The 20,080-nt window shown below is 38.5% G+C and carries 16 protein-coding genes; 4 read left to right on the forward strand and 12 right to left on the reverse strand.

What is annotated here, in order from left to right:
* Positions 1-127: 127 nt before the first annotated feature.
* Complete coding sequence (locus H4J54_RS01000) at positions 128-505, forward strand: DUF3192 domain-containing protein (RefSeq protein WP_182188967.1); 378 nt, start codon at positions 128-130, stop codon at positions 503-505.
* A 490-nt stretch (positions 506-995) separates the two neighbouring features.
* Positions 996-2,003: an isocitrate dehydrogenase gene (locus H4J54_RS01005; protein ID WP_182188968.1), complete on the forward strand. Its 1,008-nt coding sequence runs from the start codon at positions 996-998 to the stop codon at positions 2,001-2,003.
* Positions 2,004-2,471: 468 nt separating this feature from the next.
* Here the strand turns inward: H4J54_RS01005 and H4J54_RS01010 are convergent, their stop codons facing one another.
* The 6 genes from H4J54_RS01010 to H4J54_RS01035 all read right to left on the reverse strand — a co-directional run bounded on the left by H4J54_RS01010 (position 2,472) and on the right by H4J54_RS01035 (position 9,523).
* Complete coding sequence (locus H4J54_RS01010; RefSeq protein ID WP_182188969.1) at positions 2,472-4,271, reverse strand: choice-of-anchor I family protein; 1,800 nt, start codon at positions 4,269-4,271, stop codon at positions 2,472-2,474.
* A 614-nt stretch (positions 4,272-4,885) separates the two neighbouring features.
* A complete protein-coding gene (locus tag H4J54_RS01015) occupies positions 4,886-5,971 on the reverse strand; it encodes a major royal jelly family protein (RefSeq protein WP_259366978.1) in 1,086 nt (361 codons plus the stop codon).
* A 502-nt stretch (positions 5,972-6,473) separates the two neighbouring features.
* Complete coding sequence (gene rlmM, locus H4J54_RS01020) at positions 6,474-7,559, reverse strand: 23S rRNA (cytidine(2498)-2'-O)-methyltransferase RlmM (RefSeq protein ID WP_182188971.1); 1,086 nt, start codon at positions 7,557-7,559, stop codon at positions 6,474-6,476.
* Between the two features lie 5 nt (positions 7,560-7,564).
* Positions 7,565-7,966 (reverse strand): DUF423 domain-containing protein, encoded by a 402-nt coding sequence (locus tag H4J54_RS01025; protein ID WP_182188972.1) that lies wholly within the window; start codon positions 7,964-7,966, stop codon positions 7,565-7,567.
* On the reverse strand, positions 7,944-8,609 hold the full coding sequence (locus H4J54_RS01030) for an alpha/beta family hydrolase (protein ID WP_182188973.1): 666 nt from the start codon (positions 8,607-8,609) through the stop codon (positions 7,944-7,946). The genes H4J54_RS01025 and H4J54_RS01030 overlap by 23 nt, the downstream gene beginning before the upstream one ends.
* Before the next feature lie 5 nt (positions 8,610-8,614).
* Positions 8,615-9,523, reverse strand: coding sequence for a transcriptional regulator GcvA (locus H4J54_RS01035; protein WP_182188974.1), 909 nt, complete (start codon positions 9,521-9,523; stop codon positions 8,615-8,617).
* 284 nt (positions 9,524-9,807) lie between these two features.
* Between H4J54_RS01035 and H4J54_RS01040 the strand changes: the two genes are divergently transcribed.
* Positions 9,808-10,074, forward strand: coding sequence for a hypothetical protein (locus H4J54_RS01040; protein WP_182188975.1), 267 nt, complete (start codon positions 9,808-9,810; stop codon positions 10,072-10,074).
* A 493-nt stretch (positions 10,075-10,567) separates the two neighbouring features.
* Here the strand turns inward: H4J54_RS01040 and H4J54_RS01045 are convergent, their stop codons facing one another.
* The 3 genes from H4J54_RS01045 to H4J54_RS01055 form a co-directional block, all read right to left on the reverse strand.
* Positions 10,568-11,218, reverse strand: coding sequence for a thiopurine S-methyltransferase (locus tag H4J54_RS01045; protein WP_182188976.1), 651 nt, complete (start codon positions 11,216-11,218; stop codon positions 10,568-10,570).
* 36 nt (positions 11,219-11,254) lie between these two features.
* A complete protein-coding gene (sohB, locus tag H4J54_RS01050) occupies positions 11,255-12,304 on the reverse strand; it encodes a protease SohB (protein ID WP_182188977.1) in 1,050 nt (349 codons plus the stop codon).
* A 576-nt stretch (positions 12,305-12,880) separates the two neighbouring features.
* Complete coding sequence (locus H4J54_RS01055; protein WP_182188978.1) at positions 12,881-15,301, reverse strand: VolA/Pla-1 family phospholipase; 2,421 nt, start codon at positions 15,299-15,301, stop codon at positions 12,881-12,883.
* 280 nt (positions 15,302-15,581) lie between these two features.
* Here H4J54_RS01055 and H4J54_RS01060 point away from each other — a divergent pair, with 280 nt between their 5' ends.
* A complete protein-coding gene (locus H4J54_RS01060; RefSeq protein WP_182188979.1) occupies positions 15,582-16,319 on the forward strand; it encodes a YciK family oxidoreductase in 738 nt (245 codons plus the stop codon).
* 306 nt (positions 16,320-16,625) lie between these two features.
* On the opposite strand, the gene fadD is transcribed toward H4J54_RS01060, so the two are convergent.
* The 3 genes from fadD to H4J54_RS01075 form a co-directional block, all read right to left on the reverse strand.
* Entirely contained in the window at positions 16,626-18,281 is a 1,656-nt protein-coding gene (gene fadD / locus H4J54_RS01065) for a long-chain-fatty-acid--CoA ligase FadD (RefSeq protein ID WP_182188980.1), read from the reverse strand.
* A gap of 204 nt (positions 18,282-18,485) precedes the next feature.
* Positions 18,486-19,355 carry an alpha/beta fold hydrolase gene (locus tag H4J54_RS01070; protein ID WP_182188981.1) on the reverse strand — a complete coding sequence of 290 codons (870 nt, stop codon included), beginning with the start codon at positions 19,353-19,355 and terminating at the stop codon, positions 18,486-18,488.
* Between the two features lie 64 nt (positions 19,356-19,419).
* Positions 19,420-20,073, reverse strand: coding sequence for a M50 family metallopeptidase (locus H4J54_RS01075; protein WP_182188982.1), 654 nt, complete (start codon positions 20,071-20,073; stop codon positions 19,420-19,422).
* Positions 20,074-20,080 lie beyond the last annotated feature (7 nt).

Below are 20,080 nucleotides of genomic sequence, written 5' to 3' on the forward strand. Positions count from 1 at the left end.
CACTAAAATATTCATTATAATTTTTATTTACAGCTTAACTTTTTATTAAAAGCCTAATAATGAATAATAACGTTAACACTATATAATGACTCAAAAATAATGACCAAGACAGCTTCAAGGAATAAATGTGAATAAAAAAATTATTGCTATAATATTAGTCGCCTTAGCAGCATACGGTATATTTGTCACATTAGTGGTCAACTTTTACGATGACAGCCCTGCAAACATGCAATGGGAAGACAGAGAAGCTTACAATCAACAATTTATTACTAAACTTGAATTGGAAAAATTTAATTTTAATAGTGCCATCGAACAGCTAGGTAGTCCTGATATTACCGAAGCAAAAATAGTCAACGAAAGCAGGTATCAGGTCAGCTTTTACCGCACCCAACATGTAAAGTCTGACGGCATCACTACACAAGATGAATGCACGGCATTATTGTTTACTAATGGTATTTTAACCGCTATTGGTAAAACAGCTTATCAGCAGTTTAAAGCGTTTTAAACTGCACATCTCAGCAATATTTAACAACGGCTATACTTAATATCAAGCAATAGCATATTAACTAGTCTGATAAGTCATATTTTTATATATAATCCGATGGCCATCACTCATATCGCATTTATTGCTGAAAACAAAACATTTATTTTTAAATAATCCACACTAAATATATCACTACCTAGCCATGCCACTTGGTTATTACCCTTTGTGCTAATTAAAATAGCCCAAGTTTAGTTGAGAACAATAAACATCAGCCTTGATTAGTTTCTTCTACCAACAACTAAAAAACGTAATAGCACAAGAATTAGACTAAAGTTTTATAGTAAAACTTACTAACTGCTGCGGTTAGTTGCTATAATTGCAGGCATTAACTCGGTTGAATCAATAAGCGCAGTGTCAGGTCAAGTATATTGGCTGGTAAGTGTTTTATATTTAAACAAAAACTCACGATTCTCGCAATTCAAAAAAGCAATACTCAAAAGGCAATTAAACAATGGCAAAACAAACCATAACAGTGATCCCAGGTGACGGCATAGGTCCAGACATTATCGACGCAACTATCAAAATATTAGATAAAGCCGGCTGTAATTTTGAATATGAGTATGCTGACGCTGGTCTAACCGCATTGGAGAATCATGGCGACTTAGTGCCAGAATCAACTTTAGCACTAATTGAAAAAAATAAAATCGCCATAAAAGGTCCGTTAACGACACCTGTAGGTGAAGGTTTTACATCAATTAACGTCACCTTACGTAAGCATTTTCAATTATATGCTAATGTTCGTCCTGTGTTGTCATTTAAAGGCACGAAAGCACGTTATGAAAATATTGATATCATTACCATTCGTGAAAATACTGAAGGTATGTACTCAGGCCTAGGACAAACAGTTTCAGAAGACGGAAATCAAGCGGAAGCGAGAAGTCTTATCACTCGTGAGGGTGCTGAACGCATTGTAACTTTCGCTTATGAAACGGCGATAAAAGAAGGTCGTAAAAAGGTAACTGCTGTTCATAAAGCTAACATCCTAAAGTCAACATCAGGTCTATTTCTCAAAGTAGCCCGTGAAGTAGCCGCACGTTACCCACAAATTGAATCAACAGAAATGATTGTAGATAACTGTTGTATGCAGTTAGTCATGAATCCAGAGCAGTTCGATGTTATTGTGACCACAAATTTATTTGGCGATATACTGTCAGATTTATGTGCAGGTTTAGTGGGTGGTTTAGGCATGGCACCTGGCGCTAATATTGGTAATGGCTGTGCCATATTTGAAGCGGTTCATGGCAGTGCGCCTGATATTGCAGGCAAAAACTTGGCAAACCCTACCTCAGTTATTTTAGCCGCTATTCAAATGCTAGAATACTTAGGTATGGCTGATAAAGCGGATAACATTCGTCGCGCTATAACGGAAGTTATCGAATCTGGCGATCGCACAACACGAGATCTAGGCGGCACACATGGCACCTCAGACTTCACACAAGCTGTATTAGAACGTTTATAACACTGTTTATTACCTTATATGAAAAACCAAGCCACAGTGCTTGGTTTTTTTATCTTCAGCATTTCTCTTATCTTGCACATGTTATTAATTTATTGTTCCTGTAAATAACAAAACCACAAGTTTAATGGCACGGATATAACAAGCTTAGTATAAATATTCTAGAGCAGGAATAACTGGTTATAACTCAAAAAAGTTAATTTGTCTGAATAGAGATGAGTAATGAAATTACCTCAACAAAAATGCTAAACGCAGTTACTGCTTCAGAAGTGATCGTTATACAAAATCTGTTACAGGCTCCAACTTCTGCATCATCAAATTGAGACTCACTCAGAAGTTGTTCATACTGAAATACATTTGAGCCTGAAACAATTTATTTCAACAACTTCAAACAACCTTATCTGATTAGCTATTAAAACAAGCGAAATATTAACGTTTAACATTTCACCTTGAAAAGACTCATTATGGCAGTTATTTTTCAGCTATTTGCCAAACAGCAACAGAGCCTGAAATTTCATTACCAACGACTAATAATGCCTGACTTGTTGGGCTGTTTTCAGCGCTAATAAAAGCCATACCTTCAGGCCCCAAGTCTCCACTAATTTGTTGCCCTTCAGCGAGACCTCGATTGATAAAGTATTCAACAAACTCGACATTATAAGGATTAGTGATGTTATACGCCAAAATCCCACTCATGCGCTCCAATCCAATAAATAAATAATTTTGTGTACCTATTTTCCCAATGGATAACGCTTCAGGCTCTGCTCCTTTGGCATCAGAGCGCGTATCACCTTCGTTTGCATCTTCATCATTATTAAACGCATGGCCATGAATTGAAGCCGTAATACGAGCAATTTGGTCACCAGAATCGAATACCACCAAACCATTACTGTCCCAAATAGTAAAAGAGCGTGCACCATAGGTAAATAGTTTATCGTAAGTACCCTTACCATCAGTGCTATTATCGCTAGCACCGAGAAAGCTAGTCACTTTCAAACGACCTAAATCATTATTGTCATTGTTAAGGTAATCAAACGATTCACCCAAAGTTAAATTTTTTGCCCTTATTTCATCAGTAAATGACAAACATCCATCTTTCACATCAAACTCAAGTCCTCCTTTGGTCAAACAATCAGCTTCATTCTCGGCAGCAAAAAAATACTCTCTACCATCACCTTCATTAGCAGATACAATAAAATCAGCGCCCTGCCACTGGTAAGAGGTTAATGTATCTGGCTGATACATACCGTACAAACTAGGATATTGACGTAAGTTAATGCCCCCGTCTTTATCTGAGGCGTCCATCATATGATCAGCCCAGCTTTTAAAGCCTAAGCCGCGTACGTTAACCTCCATGGTTTCAAGATCTAATATCGCCATCGCATTATTTTCCTGCAAAGAGATATAAGCTGTTTTATTATCTTTGGTTATAGTGACATATTCTGGTTCAAGATCCATGGCAACACTGGTATTGATAATAGTGCCGTTAATGGTGCGTCCTGTTGGATTGGCAAATACTACACCTTGCCCAGTCAATTGTGCTTTCTTATCATTAAAACTATTAAAATCAATTGATAACGCTGTATCTGATGGCACACCATTGTGTATGGTGATTACTGAAATAGAACCTTCGGGATCAATTGCGTAATCGCCACTTGGTTCACCTTCATTGGCAACCAGCACTTTATTACCATCATGGCTAAAAGTTACCATGTCAGGTAAAGCGCCAACACTGACATTCTTAATGAATTGTGGTTGCGCACCACTAATATCATAAAAAGCGATATTACCTGCAACACCTGTTTCTTTAGCTGCCATCGCTACCGCTAAAACATTATAGTTATCATCAATGGCAATACTGTTGGCATCACCCAGAGTATTTGATGAAACATCTATCGTCATAGTTGATGTTAAATTAGTGTTAGTGATCACACCTTCAGCATTTTTGGTTAACGAAGCAGCATCGATAGCATTGATATCGATAATTTCTACGCTTACATTACTCCCTGAACTATTAATCGCATAAAGCCAATTTTTTGCTTGCTGATAAGCTACAATTTCAGCTGCACCTTCTGGTGACTCGACGTTCAACAAAGCACGACCAATTAAATCTATTTGCAAACCTCTTGGCGAATCTTTGCCTGTTTGCCCCATCAAACCTGCTTGCCCTTGATCGCCTGATATACCATCGGCACCATCTTCCCCATTGAAATTACAAGCACCGAGTAGCGTTACTATTAAAGTGGCAATCATTGATTGTTTAAATTTCATATTTTTCCCTAAGTTTGGTATATAGAATTACCACTAGTAAAACATTAAAATATGAATTTTTTATTACATAAAAATGGCAGTTTAACGAAGCGATTGAGCGCTATAATATGGTTTACTATGCTGATTAGGAATCCGAAAGGTGCTATTTTTCACTAAAGAATTGAAATGATTTTTGATTGAAAACAAAGACTATTTATAAAATTTATCTACAACCGGCATCCATAAAAAACAACATATTTACAAGTGTAGTAACCCATTAAATGTAGAGTGAATATCAGCTCTAAAAAGTCTACAGAGTGTCCAAAATGGCTATTGATAGTTCACTGCCATTCAGCACTTTTTTGCGACTAAATTGTCACTCAGGTTCACCAAATAAAAAACAAGCTAAATCACTGAACAGTTTATTTATCAACAATAAAAATAGTCATATTCGTCTCTAACAACCCTATTCAGAGCTTGTTTTTCATTCAGGAAATAGTCTTCTATTGGGTAAAAGCTGAACCTTTTACCCAAGTTAGAATACAGTAATAAAGCGGCTTTAACTACTAAAAAGCAGCCCTAAAGGACTGCTCAATGCGAATAGTGACGGTTGGTTATTTCTGAATCAGGGGCACTTATCGACCTACTTTACCTTTAACGAGCGGCTCAAAAGAAAGCACGCTAAATTGGCCTTGGCTGCCGTCTTTACCATCATTAAGTGGCGGTGAGTGGTGAAGTTCATTAACAGTGAAGTAAATTTTATCATCAGCTCCATAACTGAAGCCATCAGGCCACAAAAGCCGCTCATCTTTAAATAACACTTCGTAATCGCCACTGGGTTTAACCACACCAATAGCGCCGTTAGTAATATCAGTTACATACACGTTGCCGCCACCATCTACAATAATGCCATCAGAAATAGGCTTAGTACCATAGCGCTCTACTTTTTGTTCAAGCGCTTTACTTGATAGATCTTCATCTATGATTGCGCTGGTAGCAATACGGTATACCGATGTACCCGACATGGAGCCAAAGTATAACCAATTTTCATTTGGCTCAAGGGTAATTGGGTTTACACCTAAACGTGCAGCTTGTCCCCCAATTTTCATGGTGCGACCTTCAATGACTATGTCGATGCTTTCGGCAGTAGTATAATGGCTGTTTTGCAGTATTCTTCGCGCTGCACCTGTTTTAATATTTACAGTAATAATCGCGGCTTGGCTACCTTGTGCAGTATCTGCTATATAGATATATCCATTTTTGTTATCAACGGCTAAGTCGTTTAAAAACGAGGTATCTGTAATTGTTGGCTTTGCTAAATAAATGATTTTATGAAGCTGCTCGTTAATAGTATCCCAACCTACTAATCGTCCAGCGTGATCAGGGCCTGACGTATCTAGCAGCCATAAAATACCGTCGGCTGATACGTTAATACCTAACACATCATAAAAACCTTTACCCTTATTGTAAGCATACGCCCACGCTTCGTTAGGATAAGGTTTTGTTGTGCCGTCTTTGAAAAGCTCCATAATTTTTTGCTTTTGCCCGTAAAATCCGTGTATTGACAAAAATTTTCTGCCCGATGGCGTAATAGCAATGTTGCCTGGAGGATGTTGTGCATCAAATATAGCTACCGTGTTTAGCTTGTTATTATTAGCCGATGTCGTCGCTGCACTCAGTAATGCTATGCTATAAATGGCGGCTAAAAGTAGTTTTTTCATTATTGTCTTCCTTTTTATGAAGATGTAAATATTAGGATTATTCATACAGTACAATTTTCAAGGTCTAAGCAATGAAGATACCCTAAAATCACCACTTAGAAGATAACCGCTTAATAGGGCTTAACGATCCCATGACAGTAAATTTTCGATTACTCAGTAATGAATTTCAAGCATTTTCGTCATCCATTTTGGCACTGGAAGCTTATTAACACTTGAAATGAACGCTAAAGCCAATGGTGGCAGCGAAGTTATCACTTTTCAAAATATAGTCATTCAAGGCGTGTCAAATGCGGTAACAGTCGGGGAACCAAAATCATACGCTATCCTACCATTAGCATTACTATTTTTTATAAAATAGGAAGATTATTTCTTAATATATAGCAGCGGTAAATTCGAAAGTAAAACAAAAGTATTAGCGGATAGATAAACTTAAAATATAAAAAAACCCTAAAATCTATCAGAGATATAGGGCTTTTTTCAAAATATTGTTAGTGAAAAATCACTAAATATCCATCGGCGGCGGAGATAATAACCTAGCGTGGACCGTCACTTCTTCTCGGTCATAATACAAATGCTTGGCATACAATTCATATTTTACATTGTGAAGAGAAAAAGCATCTTTCATCGTTTGTAAGTCATCATTAACTTGCTGATAACGCCCCTTCATGGGTAATTTCAAGTTGAACATAGCTTCTTGGCATAACCCTTTTAATAGCCATTCACTCATCAGCTTTGCCACGCGTTGTGGCTTTTCAATCATGTCACATACTAACCAATAAACATTTTTCTTTTGCGGCAAGTACTTAAAGCCATCCATTGTACGATGCTTTACTTGACCCGTTTGCATTAATGACTCTGCCATTGGGCCATTATCGATTGACGTTACCATCATGCCACGACGAACCAATTGATAAGTCCAACCACCTGGAGCTGCACCTAAATCAACTGCATTCATGCCTGAGGTTAAACGTATATCCCATTCTTCTCTAGGAATAAAATATAAAAAAGCTTCATCAAGTTTCAATGTTGAACGACTTGGCGCGGCATTAGGGAATTTTAAACGTGGAATACCCATCACATGTGGCGAAGTATTACGTGCTAATGAAAAGCCAAATATAACTTCTTTGCCTGATAAAAATAACGCATGTAACACCGCGCCATCTTTATTACCTTTTTCGGTCAGTACTTTGTCTTTTCTCAGTGCTTGTCGCAGTGGTACCGCTAATTTACGACAAAACTTCGACAGTTCTTTACCGTCATTTGTGTCAGGCGTTTCCATACGCAAATCAGCGTATTGCCACTCAGTGCCTAACACTTCTACAATGGCTTCAACGCGATTGTAGTCAGGTAAGTCTATTTTTTCAGTTACCGTGACAAACCATTGGCGAGCGAAAATAAGTCGTTTTAATGGAATTTTTTCCATTAAAATTTCACCCTCTTCCGGCTTATTTAAATGAAAATAAACTATGCCCTGGTTTTTAGTTAGCTCTAAATAGCCATAAACTTCATTCCATGAAGCTTTTTCTTGAATTTCTGCGCCACATTCTTTTTCAAATCCGGGGCGACAATATAAAACTATTGCAGTCATTTTAATTAATTACCTAACTTTTGGTCAAACATTTTAGTACCTGCAAATCCAACCACTAGCCAGGCAAGTGCAAATGACAGGCCGCCTGATGGCGCCAACTTTCCAATACTCAACACATCGAATAACGTTCTGATATACAAACTACCACTAAAAAACACGATACCAATCACAAATAATATTCCAGCGATCAATAATATAGCTTTTTCGTGCAGCTTATATAAGATGATGGTTAGCATTAGCGCTAACGTATGAAAAAACTGATACGTTAATGCGGTCATTAGTCGTTCTTGTGACGCCAAAGGTAGCGATTGCCCACCATGGGCTAACCAAGCGCCGAATAATACAGAAAAACACCCACTGATACCAACAAATATCATCAGTAGTTTAGCAACTGTTATTAATTTCATCGATAAAACCCCTCATTTTATGAACCGCTGTAGTTTGATGCTGTTTTAGCTTGTAGCCCGATTTTACCCGCGGCTTTAAATCGTGGTCACCGTCATTAAAATAATGTAACTGACAACGTGAATAAATTTGGTATTGCTTAATTTCACTTTCACTACCCAGCGCATCTCTTTCGCCTTGTAAGATCAACACAGGCAATTGTGTATCTTGCAATGGCGCTAAGCGTAACTTTTCTGGTTTTTTTACCGGATGAAATGGATAACCTAAGCAGATAACGCCCCGTACTAAATTACTTTTCATTAAAACGCTATCTCCCGCTAAAGTCGCGGCTACTCGCCCACCCATTGATTTTCCGGCAATATATATAGGTAAAGTGCTATTCGCTTTTGCTAATATGGCTTGATAGCACTCAACTAGCGCGGGCATTCTGTCCGGTGGTCGCCTTTTGCCATCAAGTTTACGCTTGTCCATAAAAGGGAAGTTAAAGCGTAATACACTCAATTGTTGAGCATTCATCAAACCAACAAGTTCTTCAATGTACGCGTGATGCATATCCGCACCCGCACCATGGGCAAATATGACCAATGCTTTTGCGTCTTTGGCGCTATTTAGTTCGTTACTTACTGATAATTCGTTGTTGATCACACTAGCTAGCCTTCATCAATAATAGTTTGCTCGTCGGCAACCGTTTGCAATACCCACTCGCGAAACGCCGCTATTTTACCTAATTCCGATTGCCTTTCTCGACAGACAATGTAATAAGAGTTTTTACTGATTAATACTTCTTTAAATGGGCAAACCAATCGACCACTATCAATATCCGGTTTTGCTAGCACACTATGCGCCAGAGCAACCCCTTGGCCATGAATAGCCGCTTGTAACACCATCGCCGAATGACTAAATATTGGGCCATGATTAACATTACCGCCTTTGAAGTCAACATGCTTAAACCATCTTTTCCAATCTCTTCTGGAGGCATCATGTAATAAAGTATGATTTGCTAAATCGTCAATTATACTCAAGGGTTTACTACCCGCTAATAATAAAGGTGAGCATACGGGGATCAAATACTCGGTATGTAATTGCTCCGCATGAATACCACTCCACCGCCCTCTACCATAATATATTGCTAAATCAACATCTTCAGTAAGCGAATTCTCAGGTTGGTCAACTGCTTTAATACGCACGTCAATATCAGGATGTAATAAGTTAAAGGTGTTTAACCTAGGCACCAACCACTGTATGGCAAAGCTTGGCTGCAAGCTTACCGTAATAGCCCCCTTTGCGCCGCGAGCTAATAATCTTTCTGTGGCGTCATGTAAAGCATTAAACACATCTTTAATATCAAGGTAATATGACTGACCTTCTTCCGTCAGTAACAAACTTCTATTTTTACGCATAAATAATTTTATGCCTAAATTATCTTCCAAAGCTTTTATTTGATGACTGATTGCTGCTTGAGTAACGAATAGCTCTTCCGCTGCCCGGGTAAAACTTAACTGCCTAGCAGATGCTTCAAAAGCCCTAAGGGCGTTGAGTGGTGGGAGTCTATTCGCCAAGTTACACCTATAAATTTACGTTAAAAATGAATCTATACTTGCATAATTCATCAAGTTTTCGACATAAGCATGTCGGATTAGTTTTTCTAATGAATGACATTATAAATAGTCATTATAAACTTTACCAGTTTTACCGTAATATGCACCACATAGATGAAGGGCTTCATCTTTAGCCCGAAATAATCGGGTAATAATCAAACAGGCTCCCAACCCTTGTTTGTCATTGAAAAGAACGAGTCCCAAAACATCTATAAAACCAATTGACGTTTTATTACAGGTGACTTATGAAAAACATTTTTAAATTAGCAACTATCGCCATGTTAGCTTTAGTGGCAAGTAACAGCCAAGCAACACAATTAGTTAAAATACAGGCTATCAACGCCGTTGAACTAGTAGAAATCACTAAACTACACTTGGCACAATCAATTAAGTTAAATACGATAGTTATAAACCCTATCGAAAAAGCAGCTCACGCTCAAGTGACAATGAAGGATTTTAATGTCAACAAAGGCGCTGAAATTATAATCAAAGCGGTGACGCTTGCTGAATAGTCGGGCTATTAAATTAACCATTAATTTCTTGACTATTAATCTTCATAGAAAAGGTGCCCAACAGCACCTTTTTTGTTATTTAAAGCCCAATAAATCCCACTAATATATAAAGTAATCAATAGCTAAAATAACTCAATTAACCTTATTAAAAGCTATCTGAAGCACCTAGAAATACCTTCAAAGGTATTGCCCTTGATCAAAGTAACATTAATGGCTACATAAGTGCAGTGGCACATAGAGGTATAGGAGGCAGTGAAGGTTTAAAAGTGGGTCATTATAGGTCAGCATGTATACTGCTAGATTAGTATTCAAGTTTATAACATCAAATAAATACTGTCAGGTCAAATACATCACAAATAAACTCAATTAAGCTTTTAAGTAAAGTCCCCTTCCACCAATAAAATTTTAACTGAGCGCTATTTTAATTAACCGCTATTTTCTTAAAAATAAGCACTTAACACTATCTTTAGCTCGATACTCACTCTATACACTATTATTTTTGTCTGATGATATATAGCTTTTCGGTTAGGTAATCAACTTCAAAGCTTCGCTGGGCAAATTGCTTATCTTTGAGCTCATTGGTCGCAATACATTCAATAGTAAAGCCTGAAAACAAACGTTGCACATCAGTGGCTGTTATCGAAAATGGTGGACCACTTAATTGCGTTTTTGGAAACTCCACTGTCACTAGAAACAAGCGTGTATGTGAGCAAAAAAACGTTTTCAAATGCTTCACGTATGCTTGCTGCATTGTTGTTGGTAGCGCAATTAAGGCCGCACGGTCATAGATCCAATCTACGCGGTCAATAGCGTCTGCAGAAAGCTTAAAAAAATCACCTTGAAATAGTGAAAGCTGAGAACAAAAAAACTGCTCAAAATCACCTGAGGTCTTTTTTTGATACTCAATATTGTTTTCGAGAAAGAAGTCGCTACAGGCAATTTCACTTAATTCATTACCTGTAACCTGCCAATACTGCGCTAAATAGGCCATATCAAGTGTTTTGCCACATAGTGGCACAAACACATGCTGATCAGAGGGTAAAGACAGTTTTTTGAAATATTGAGTCAATAAAGGGTGCACGTCACTTTGGTGAAAACCCAATTTGTTGCGCTCCCAACATTTATGCCAAAAAAAACTGTCCACTGATATGACCTTATTAGCTTACATTAACAAAAGCTATTAACTTGGAAAAATACGATTGTTTTGCCAAACCTTGCTTATAATACTATCAAATGACAAAGACGCTGCTTTTGAAAACTTTTCAGCTAAACCTTTCTTCGTTGCATACTTAATTTGCACTAACTTGTGAGATTTACACCGCGCCTGTAGGTAATCGTCACTGGTTTGTATTTCATCAACAAGCCCTAACTCTTTTGCTTGTGTGCCAAACCAATGCTCGCCTGTTGCCACTTTAGCAATATCTAGACTTGGACGATGCTCACTCACAAAGTTTTTAAATAACACGTGCGTATCTTCTAGCTCTTCAACAAATTTTTCACGGCCTTTATCAGTATTTTCACCAAACATGGTTACCGTACGTTTAAATTCACCAGCGGTAAACTGTTCAAAATCAACATTGTTTTTCTTTAATAATTTATGAAAGTTTGGCACTTGTGCAATAACGCCAATAGAGCCAAGAATAGCAAATGGCGCTGAGACTATCTTATTAGCCACACAGGCCATCATATAGCCGCCACTGGCTGCCACTTTATCAACTGATGCCGTTAAAGGAATATTGCGTTGACGGACGCGGTCGAGTTGTGAAGCCGCTAAACCGTAACCGTGCACCATACCGCCACCACTTTCTAAACGAACAAAAACTTCATCGCTGGGTTGAGCAACAGTTAAAATTGCACTAATTTCTTCACGTAAAGAGCCAACTTCTTTAGCATCAATACTACCGTTAAAGTCGACAACAAATAAACGTGGGATAGCTTTCTTTTCGTCACTGCCATCTTTGTGAGCTTTTTTATCAATTTTGGCTTGCTCTTTTTCAGCCTTTTTATCTTTTTTCTCTTTTTCTTTTAACTCTTCTTTAGATAAAAGCTGGTGGGTAATATCTTCTTCAACTTCAATATATTGCTCTGATAAGTCAATAATTTCTAGCTCACCCTTCTTACCGCCTTGTTTCATTGCAGAAGAGGCAATAGCAATAATAATAGCAACCACCGCAATAACGAAAGTGATGGTTTTAGCTAAAAACAAACCGTATTCATACAGAAATTCCAATATTTTTCTCCTAAACAACAGGTTAACAACTGTTAACCCTATTGTTGTATATTAATTGTAATGATTATTCTAGTTATCAATATGGGGGATATAGTTTGTAAAAAAAGGGGAATAGCTAATTATTCACTAAAGTTACCCCTTAAATGAAAATAAATAAGCAACTGTCAGCCAATCTTTGCTTTATAAAATAATGGCTAAACTGCAGAGTAGTATTTAAAAATGAGTCTTTATCCGCTACCACAATGACATTGTTAACTCATTGACCTGATTTACACCCTGCTCTTTTGAGCACAGACTGGCGTCATTTAGCATAGTTTTCCCTGGTGTAGTTTTGCTCTGGCATAGGTTACGTTAAGATAAATGGTTACTGTGTTATCAAAAACTAGGCATGAGTGCTACAGAACTAACAGCATGATAGGCAAATGAAATATCAGCCAAAAAAAACGGCCCAAGATATGGGCCGTTAGTATTTTGTCAACCTGCGACAAGATTTAATTAAAACTGATTTAACTCAATACTGTGACTAAAATGCAGGCTTTATTCAACACAAAGTGAATTAATACTCTACTGTACAATCTACTGTACAACGGCAGTGTCAGTGACTTTAATTAATTGTCCCATCGTCGCAAAGAATACCGCTACTTGTGATTGCATTTCTTGCGTTGCTCTAGCACTTAACGCAGCATCAGGTGAAGCGGCATTAGGACGAGGGTCAAGTATTGAACTATGGTGACCGCTAACAAATCTCACCGCACCTGAACCATTAGTGTCAGCACTCACACCTTGCAAGCCTAATAAAGCAATCGCAGGTTCAGTACCACCCATAGGCGTAAATGGTGCTCTATTTGTCACCACTTGGTCTGATAGATTATCATCACCATTACCGACAACTTCAATTAAATGCGTAGGTGTTTCAGTCGCCGCTAATGTTTGTACATAAGCAATAGGGTCACCCGAGTCCGTCACCGTTTGCGCTGCAAAAGTAAACTGAGCGAAACCGCCATTTAAAGTGGCTTTTTGCTCAGCCGATAAAGTGTCATAGAAAGCAAAGTAGAAAGCACTTAATTCTTCTTGGGTATAATTGGCAGGTAAAGTTGCTTCAACGGCTGCTTTAAACTCAGGCGATAGCTGTAAGGTTAAATTAGATTTAGCTAATCCTTCAAATGCTGGCGAATCTAAACCAAAGTTAGCCAACATTAAACCCGGCATGGCTAAAGATGTACTGGCAATTTTAAATAAACCATCGATTTGTGGGTTTAACTCAGTGTTAGCTAAGCCAACTGCATTAATACCGTAAATACCACCTAATGAATGACCTAACAGGTGAACTTTTGAACTATCGATTTTTATTGGGTTACCATCGCTATCAGCACCACCTAAAAAGTTCATCCCTAAACGCAAACCCAGTAAATCCGAGGTACTTTGGCGTGTATTATCACGCATGCTTAACATACTACCCAAGTTTACATAATGTAAGGTCGATACGGTGCTGGCATTAATATCATCAACATCATCGCCATTTAAATCAAAACCACGGCTACCATGTAATGGCTGATCAATCGCAACTGTTGCTATACCAAATATAGATAATATACCGGTAATGGGTAACATTTGTTCTTTTGTTGAGGTAATACCATGGACTAAAATAGCTACTGGCCAACCACCTACAGGCTCTTCTATAGCCGGTAAACCCATGCTTTCACGCACTGGGTTAGCCCAGGCTAAATCTGGCGTGGTCATTTGCACATCAATCGGCAACATCGCGCTTGTGGCTGGAATGGGATTAAACTTAGTTAAATTACGTTCAGTATCAATAGCCGCTATCGCTGGATTTGAGCTTGAGCTTAAATCACGTAAACCAAAGTTCATACAAAAGCCATCATTTGCATCTAATGGCCCAGCAGGAATTGCCGCTGGGTTTGCTGCGGCTAATCCGGCCAGTGTAGCACCTGAATCACAACGGGCACGCCACCAATCATTAACCGGTGCTAGTGGGTTTTCCGCAGAGGGTACGCCTGAGTAATAAGGTAGTGTAATTGAACCACGAATATAGTTTGCTGCAGAATATAACGGTACCAAGCTTTCAGGAATTTGATCTGCTAACACATCCGCAACTGACAGAGTGGTATCAGCTACGCCAATAGCTGGAGTTCCTTGCTGAGCATTATCGACCATCTGAGGTACACTAGCTGCCATTAAAGATTTAACCGTACTTAATACGCGTGTAGTTGACTGTGTCGTCATCGCAGCACTATAAATAATAGTATCGCTATCAACGCCAGCAGCAATTACAGCCGCTTCATAACTATTAATCGCGCCTTGTAAGCCTAATTGCGACTCGTTACCCAAAGGTAAGGTATTGATATCTTGGCGCGCTAATTCATAAGTACTAGAGCCAGCAATCGCTTTACCATTGCTGTCACGAAGATTATTCGTCATCACCATGATATAAGTTGTTTCTGCTTTAAGGGGCTGAAGCGGGACAAACAAAACATTGTCGCCAGATTTTTGCGTAGCGAAGTCTTGCATGTACACAAGCTCTCCAACCACTTTACAGGCTAGGCCACGTGTTACAGCAGTACAATCACTGTCATTGACATCACCACCCATCACAGTTTCAAAAACTCTTACCGATCCAGGTTCAGAAGCACTACTGGCATCTAAAGAAGTTCCCGCTGGGAATTCAATTGCGAGGGGGAAAGGTTGAGAAATTGACCAACCGTCAAGAGCACTAATAGCAACAAAAGGGTCTGAACCATCAGTGGGATCGTCAACAGGAATCTCTAAGGTTCCATCAACCGTACCAGAAAAAATCAAATCATTTGGTATAGAAAGTCCAGCAGCGCCCGCCGCTGGATCAAATTTAACGCGTGCGGTGGCTGTTACGACCGTGCCGTTTTCAACCACTTCACTTTCAACATCTGTTATGGTTTCGTCTTGGCAAGCACTTAAACCTAATGTGCTCGCTATTGCTAGACTGAGTACTAACTTTTTCATTTTATCTCCCCACTGACTTATCTTTATTTTATATACTTAACTACTGGCTAAATATATCTTTATTATTTTTCATTATTATCGTTGATTTTTATACTTATACCAGCATTAAACTCAACTTGTTCGACCAGTTAAACTTACCTCAAGAATAGTTCAAGTGCTAGTGATATTTTAATTTATTCAAAGTTTTATTCCACAAATGTAGATTAGTAACGAAAAACCCTCGTCAGCATAGCAGTGAAAGTAGTATTATTGTTATCAAATTATTTCAAAAATTAATCTTATGTTTGACTATGCAATAACACCACAAATTTTAGCCAACAAAACCATTTTAGTAACCGGTGCGGGTGCAAGTATTGGCCGCCAAGCAGCATTAACTTATGCTGAGTTAGGCGCTACGGTTATTTTATTAGGCAGAACCGTTGCAAAGCTAGAAGCTGTTTATGATGAGATACTCGCTAAGGGCTATCCTGAACCCGCTATTGTACCGCTAGATTTAAAAGGGGCAACAAAGCAAAATTATATTGATTTAGCCGCCACCATTGATAATCAGTTTGGTCAATTAGATGGCGCATTACTCAATGCTTCAATACTAGGCGAGTTAACGCCCTTTAACCAAATTAATCAACAAATTTGGCAAGACGTCATGCAAGTTAACGTTAATGCCCAATTTTTATTAGCACAAGCATTAATACCTGTGTTACTCAAAGCTGACCATGCATCCTTAGTATTTACCTCATCAGGTGTCGGTAATAAAGGTAAGGCTTATTGGGGTGCTTATAGCGTCTCTAAATTTGCCACAGAAGGACTCATGCAGGTTATTGCGGACGAATATGAAAACAGTTCGCTTAGAACTAACGTAGTGAATCCCGGGGCAACGAATACCGATATGCGTTCAGTGGCTTACCCCGCAGAAAACAAAGCTGAAATTGCTTTACCGAAAGATATCATGCCACTTTACGTATATTTAATGGCTAACGATAGCAAAGCGGTTAATGGCGAAAGAATAAACGCACAATAATGCCTTTTCCCTGCAGAATAACAAGTTAAGAACCTAGTGCTTTTAGATTGAAATAATAGCTATCTTACTGTTATCGCATTATGTTGTTGTATTATGTTCTGACAAAAAGCTCATTCATGAAAGTAAAGCTGGAGCAATTACCGAGATGGCTAAGAGCGACTTGAACATCGCCACTCTTTCACATTCATGTGAACCTAGCATACAATTCATTTGACCATAAAAAGGCCAACATTAGTTGGCCTTTTTATTAAGTCACTTTGACGTCAATTAATGGTCGATTAACGACAAGCGATAACGATCTCTAAATTAGCGTAATTCACGTCGTAATATTTTACCTACGTTGGTTTTTGGCAACTCATCACGAAACTCAACAAATTTTGGTACTTTGTAATTAGTTAAGTTTTCACGACAGTGATTAATTAACGATTTCTTAGTTAAATTAGGATCTTTACGTACAATAAATAATTTGACTGCTTCACCAGAAGCTTCATTCGGAATGCCAATGGCCGCCGCTTCTAGTACGCCTTCATGACTCATGGCTATCTCTTCAATTTCATTGGGATAGACGTTAAAGCCAGAAACAATAATCATATCTTTTTTACGATCAACGATTTTAAAAAAGCCATTCTCATCCATACAAGCGACATCACCCGTGGCTAACCAACCTGCTGTTAAAATCTCATCGGTTGCTTCTTGGCGATTATAATAACCTTTCATTACTTGTGGGCCTTTAACCCACATTTCTCCAGCTTCACCTATTTTAGCGTCGCTGCCATCTTCCAAGACAATACGAATATCGGTAGAAGGTGCAGGTAAACCAATACTGCCACTATAATGTGTTTGGTTATAGGGGCAAAGCGTTACTAAAGGTGCACATTCTGTCAAGCCATAGCCTTCAAGTAAGCGTGTTTTCGTAACACGTTCCCAATTTTCGGCCACCGGACGTTGTACCGCCATGCCGCCGCCTAGTGATAATTTTAAATTAGAAAAATTGAGTTCACTAAAGCCCGGGGTATTCAATAAACCATTAAATAAGGTGTTTACACCGGTAATGGCTGTAAAGTCATATTTTGCTAACTCTTTAACAAACCCCGGCATATCACGCGGATTGGTGATCAATAAATTGGTACCACCCAGGGTAATAAATGTCAGGCAATTAGCCGTTAAAGCAAAAATATGATAAAGCGGCAAGGCAGTAACAACCAGCTCTTTACCCTCTTCTAATTGCGGTTTAATCGCCGCTTTAGCTTGCTCTAGATTAGCAACCATGTTGCGATGCGTTAACATCGCGCCTTTTGAAACACCCGTAGTACCACCGGTATATTGCAAAAAGGCCAAATCATCACCACAAATTGTCACTGGGCTAAAATTTAATTTTTCACCCTTAGCTAAAGCTTTATTAAAATGCTCTATATTCTTAAGATTAAAAGCGGGCACCATTTTTTTAACGTACTTAATAACGCCGTTAACAATGGCACCTTTGACTGTACCTAAACGATCACCAAGCGAGGTTAAAATAACTTTTTCAACGGGTGTTTTATCAATAACTTTTTCCAAAATACTGGCAAAGTTTTGAATAATCAAAATCGCTTTAGTGTTGGAGTCTTTTAATTGATGTTCTAATTCACGTGCTGTGTAGAGCGGATTAACATTCACCACGGTTAAACCTGCTAACAGGGCGCCAAATAGTGCAATAGGATATTGCAAACAATTGGGTACCATAATGGCAAATTTATCACCTTTAACTAAACCTAAGTCTTGCTGTAAGTAGGCCGCAAAGGTTGTAGCTTGTTGCGCAAGTTCACGATAACTAATCTGCGCCCCCATATTAATAAAGGCAGCTCTATCGGCATAAACCTCAGTATATTTATGGAACATATCGACAATTGAAGCGTATTTATCAGGATCAATTTCAAATGGAACGCCAGGAGGGTAACTCTTCTCAAGCCAAATTTTTTCCACGGTACCTTTCCTCTTTAAATTTTTATTTTTAATTTAATGACACGTTTTATCAAATTTTCACTGGTCGATCCAGTTAATTTAAACACTTGTTTAAATTAACTGGATAATTAATAAATTTAATATCATCAAACTGGTTAAAATTCACCCTAAACAACTTGTACCCGCTCCACTTCAAGGAGCTGATATATGCTGCTTGAATTAATCTTACTGCTTAGCTCGCTGATGAATAAAGGTATTTATCAGCTTAGCAGCCTGCTCAGCTTGTTCCATATGTACATGGTGGCCACCAATCAACTCATGCACCTGTAAGTTTTTAAACAAAGGGCCAAAGCACTTTAAACCTTTAGTTACCATTTCCATACCTTTGCTGCCGTAAAGTAATTGCACAGGTGTACTTATATCAGCAACAAGTCGCTCGGCTTGCGCTAAGGTAAATCGATAAGGAGAAGTTGAACGTAAACGAATGTCGGCACGCCAAATAAAACCAGCCTCAGTTTGCTCAATACCGCGTTTGACAATGAGCGTGGCATTATCTGTGCTTAAATCTGACACTAACACTCGAGCCGCAACAGCAGAGTTAAGATGAGTATGATATTTTTTAGCTTTATTATCTCGCGTTAAACGACTTAACAAGCCTTTGCGTAATTGCTTGGTTGTGGTCGCTTCATCTGAAGTTAAAACACCGATGCAGTCAATCAAGGTTAATGATTTCACATGTTCAGGAAAGGCTGCCGCAAACGTAGACGCCACCATACCTCCCATAGAGTGACCAATAATATCAATAGCTTGCCATTGCTGTGAGCGAAATAAACTGATCAAGTCATAGACCCAATCTAAAAAGTGATAATGGGCATCAGCGCCTCGATGATCAGATAAGCCATGTCCGGGCCAATCAATAGCAATAACATGATAATTTGACAAATACGGCATTAACGGTTGAAAGCTTGCTGCATTATCAAGCCAGCCATGCAAGCATAAAAGCAAGGGTCCTTGCTCATCACCATAACTTATACCACTAATTTTTCGGCCGTTGACATCAAATTCCACTGGTTTAAATACATCAGAAGTTGCCATAAAAATCCTTTATAAGTTGGAAATAGTAGCCTAGCACTACAGAGCAATGAGGATTTTCTAATCGCTAACGTGTGCTACGCAAGGATAATTTACTGAGTCGATAGGTGGCAAATAATGCCGCCGAAAACCAAATAACAACCCATATTATTTCAGGAATAAAGGTCATATTAGCTAAAGCAGCACCGTCGCCTTTTGCTTGACCGTCAAGTAAATAAAGTGGGCTCATTAAACTGTTAATTAAGACTAATAAACCGGTTAATTGTAATAACGTTTGTAGGTGTTTTTGTGATGAATATTTTAGTTGCGCTATCACTAACATAAGTAAAACGATAACAATAAATAAGGTTAATAAGTCTCGTACCCACAATAAAATACTGCTCGCTAATAAGCCAATCAGCAGTATAGAAAAAATCTGTGCTGTTTTTCTATGACTCGACGCCAAATAAAATATCAGACTGCCCCATAATATTGCGCCGCCATAACCCATTAAGCTGATAAAAAATGCCGAGCCACCTCTTGTGGTACATAACCCAGCGCCGTTAGGAAATAGTTGGATTTTTACAATACTTCCGCCGGTTAACAGCGCCGTTAAGCCATGGCTAATTTCATGAAAATAGCTTTCTAACCATTTAAATGGAATGGAAATAAAAGGCAGTTGTAAAATAATGATAGCCGAGAATAACATCAGCCAAAATTTGTATTTAGGGCTAAAGTTCATGGTGTTT

It is taken from the genome of Colwellia sp. MB3u-8 (assembly GCF_014076985.1).
Lineage (GTDB): Bacteria > Pseudomonadota > Gammaproteobacteria > Enterobacterales > Alteromonadaceae > Cognaticolwellia.